Source organism: Candidatus Omnitrophota bacterium, from assembly GCA_030688425.1.
Taxonomy (GTDB): domain Bacteria; phylum Omnitrophota; class Gorgyraeia; order Zapsychrales; family JANLHA01; genus JAUYIB01.
In genome coordinates, this window is the sequence record JAUYIB010000001.1 from 1 (window position 1) to 2,622 (window position 2,622).

Sequence of the window (2,622 nt, forward strand, 5' to 3'; positions counted from 1 at the left end):
TGCATGTTCCGGAGCAAATCGGCCGGCGTTCCGGAGCAAAGCGGCCACCCTTCCGGACGAAACCGGCCACCCTTCCGGAGCAAAGCGGCCACCCCGGGGATAAGGTAAGGGAGGCGCTGGGTAACTCAATGCCATAAAATCACCCAAGGAGGTGATTAATGGCAAACAGGAGGTTACCCATGCGGAAAATCAAAGAAGTCCTGCGGCTTAAGTATGACTGTGGCTTAAGCGCTAGAGAGATAGCTCGAAGCTGCCAGGTTTCCCGGAGCACGGTAGCAGACTATCTCATGAGGGCCAGGGCCGCCGGGATAAGCTGGCCGGAAGCGTCGGCGCTGACCGATACCATGATCGATGAGAAGCTCTTTCCGGCACCGCCTGTGCCCAGTTCGGTCAAGCGCTCTGAGCCGGACTACGAGCACATCTACAACGAGCTGCGCAAGTACCGCAAATTCAATCTGGCTTTGATCCAGGTATGGCTGGAGTATAAAGAAGAGCACCCCGACGGCTACCAGTATTCCCAGTTCTGCGACCGGTATCGGCGCTGGAAAGGCAAGCTCGATTACTACATGCGCCAGGAGCACCGGTACGGAGAAAAGGTCTTCATCGATTATTCCGACGGACTGTCCATCATCGACCTGGCTACCGGAGAGATAATGCTCACTCAGCTCTTTGTGGCGGTCTGGGGCGCTTCTAACTACACCTATGCCGAGGCGACACTATCCCAGACCCTGCCCGAATGGATCGGCTCTCACCGGAGATCGTTAGAGTATTTTCAATGCGCTCCCCGCGTCCTGGTACCGGACAATCTGAAGAGCGGCGTCAGTAAAGCCTGCAAGTACGAGCCGGAACTGAATCCCACCTATGCCGATATGGCTGAGCATTACGGCTGCGCGGTAGTGCCCGCGAGACCACGGAAGCCAAGGGATAAGGCGAAGGCTGAGGCCGGCGTTTTACTTGCCCAGCGTTGGATACTGGCGGTGCTGCGCAAGCGCACCTTTTACAGCCTGGCCGAGCTCAATGCTGCCATCCGGGAGTGCCTGGAGCGCCTCAACACCCGTCCCATGCGGCGTCTGAAGAAGTCCCGACGGGAGGTATTCGAATCGCTGGACCGCCCCAGCGCCCTGCCTTTACCTGTTAGGCCTTATGAATATGCCGAATGGTTAAAGGCTAAGGTAGGTTTCAACTACCACATCGATGTAGACGAACACTCTTACAGTGTCCCCTTTCAGTTGCTTCATGAGAAGCTGGACATACGCCTGACGGCAGCCACTATCGAAGCTTTCCGCAAGGGAGAGCGGGTAGCTGCCCATGCCCGGTCCTACGTTAAGGGACAATATACCACCCTCAGGGAACATATGCCTCCGGAGCACCGGGCTTATGCCGAGTGGAATCCCTCCCGCTTTATCAAGTGGGCCGGTAAAACCGGGACGGCTACCGCCCAGCTGGTAGAAAAGGTACTGGCGGGACGCACCTATCCGGAGCAAGCCTATAAGGCCTGCATGGGGATCATCAACCTGGGGCGGCACTACGAGCCGGAGAGAGTAGAGGCTGCCGCGGCAAGGGCGCTCAAATACAATGCCTGCTCCTACCGCTCGCTGAAAGCTATCCTCGCCTCCGGTCTGGACAAACAGCCGGATCGCCAGGAAGCCGGCCAGATGAGCCTGCCGTTACACCAAAATATCCGGGGAAAAGAATACTATCAATGATAAAGATAAGGAGAAGAAACAATGCTCAATCAGCAGACTATATCCATCCTTCACTCGCTCAAACTATTTGGTATGGCGGAGAGTTTTGAGAAGCGCCTGGCCGACACCAAACAGGCGTCTCTCTCCCATGCTGAATTCGTCGGGCTGCTGGTGCAGGATGAGAAGACCCACCGCGATAACCTGCGCCTGCGGCGATTACTCAAAAAGGCCAGGCTCCGCCAGGAAGCCGCCCTGGAGGACATCGATTACGGCGTCTCTCGCGGCTTGAGCCGGCAGGTGATTCTGGAACTGGCCAACCCCCAGTGGGTGAGCGCTCACCGTAATATTTTGATCGCGGGTCCTACTGGAATAGGCAAATCCTTTATTGCTTGTGCCCTGGGGAATGCCGCCGCCCGCTCCGGCCACAGCGTACTCTATATGCGGGCGCCCCGGCTCTTTGAAACCCTGCAGCAGTCCCGGGCAGACGGCTCTCACCTCAAGGCTCTGGCCAGACTGAGCCGGGTGCAACTATTAATAATCGACGACTTCTTGATCACCACGCCGGCAGACTGGGAACAGCGAGACCTGCTGGAGATAGTCGAGGACCGCTACCAGCTAGGCGCTACCGTCATCGCCAGCCAGTGCCCCATCGGCGACTGGCATCCCAACCTCGGCGACCCTACCCTGGCCGACGCTATCTGTGACCGGCTGCTGCACAACGCCTACCGGATAGAGCTTAGAGGCGATTCCATGCGTACAAGGATACCGGCAGAGAACGGGAGAATCGAAGGAAAGGAGGATGTTGCAAATGACCGCTAAACTGCGTTAGACTGTCTCTACCCAGCGCCACTCCCCAAGCCCATTTCTGGGTGGCCGATTTGCCCGGACAAGCGGCCGATTTGGAGCGGACATGTGGCCGATTTCACCGGAATCCGCA

The 2,622-nt window shown here is 57.6% G+C and carries 2 protein-coding genes; both read left to right on the forward strand.

All coding sequences use genetic code 11. The features are described 5' to 3' along the window. Positions 1 to 158 precede the first annotated feature (158 nt). Positions 159 to 1,706 (forward strand): IS21 family transposase, encoded by a 1,548-nt coding sequence (istA, locus tag Q8Q08_00005; protein MDP2652401.1) that lies wholly within the window; start codon positions 159 to 161, stop codon positions 1,704 to 1,706. Positions 1,707 to 1,727: 21 nt separating this feature from the next. After that, positions 1,728 to 2,504 carry an IS21-like element helper ATPase IstB gene (istB, locus tag Q8Q08_00010; GenBank protein ID MDP2652402.1) on the forward strand — a complete coding sequence of 259 codons (777 nt, stop codon included), beginning with the start codon at positions 1,728 to 1,730 and terminating at the stop codon, positions 2,502 to 2,504. Positions 2,505 to 2,622: the final 118 nt, after the last annotated feature.

Coding starts and splice junctions, on each gene's coding strand:
- istB (MDP2652402.1), top strand. CDS start 1,728: ATGCTCAATCAGCAGACTATATCCATCCTTCACTCGCTCAAACTATTT.
- istA (MDP2652401.1), top strand. CDS start 159: ATGGCAAACAGGAGGTTACCCATGCGGAAAATCAAAGAAGTCCTGCGG.